Genomic DNA, 898 nt, shown 5'->3' on the forward strand with positions numbered 1-898 from the left:
AGGCCTTCGTCGAGGCCAAAGCGCAGCAAGCAGAATTTAACCATTTAATCTGGCAGATGCGCAGCGAACACGTCACATCATCTGACGATCCGTTTGCCAGCGAAGAAGGCAACGCGTGTCGTCAATATGTTCAGCAATTAAGCCAGACATTATGGCTTGGCGGCATCAGCCAGCCGCTCATCCATTACGAGGCAGCATTCAACCGCGCATTGCAGGCGGCAGAGACCTGCAACTGGCGCTGGGTGAGTGAATCGCTACGGCAACTGCGCGCCAGCGTTGATGCCTTCCACGCCCGCGCCAGCCACTATAATGCCGGAGAATGCTTACATCAGCTTGCGGCATTAAACAGTCGATTAAATTGCGCACAAGAGATGGCCCGGCGCGACAGTATTGGTGAAGTTCCTCCTGTGCCGTGGCGCACGGTCGTTGGCTCTGGCATTGCCGGAGAAGCAAAGCTTGATCATCTGCGGCTGGTGTCTTTAGGTATGCGTTGCTGGCAGGATATTGAGCATTATGGTTTACGCATCTGGTTTACCGATCCCGACACCGGCAGTATTTTGCACCTTTCGCGCAGTTGGCCGCGAAGTGAACAGGAAAACTCACCGGCAGCTACGCGTCGGCTGTTTAGTTTTCAGGCTGGCGCACTGGCGGGCGGGCAAATTGTTTCACAAGCAGCAAAACGCAGTGCCGATGGCGAGCTGCTGTTAGCTACCCGCAACCGCTTAAGCAGCGTTGTGCCGCTGTCGCCTGATGCCTGGCAAATGTTGAGCGCGCCGTTACGCCAGCCGGGCATTGTGGCTTTGCGGGAATATTTACGCCAGCGTCCCCCCGCCTGCATACGGGCTCTTAATCAGGTCGATAAATTATTTATTCTGCCGGTCGCTGAGTGTTATTCGCT

1 protein-coding gene is annotated in these 898 nt (G+C 55.5%); it reads left to right on the forward strand.

Annotated elements, in window-relative coordinates; translation table 11 throughout:
* Positions 1-898 (forward strand): hypothetical protein (locus M44_RS18875; protein ID WP_010177170.1); only part of this gene is annotated, 898 nt, incomplete at both ends.

Source organism: Bacillus coahuilensis m4-4, assembly GCF_000171615.1.
Lineage (GTDB): Bacteria > Bacillota > Bacilli > Bacillales > Bacillaceae_K > Bacillus_T > Bacillus_T coahuilensis.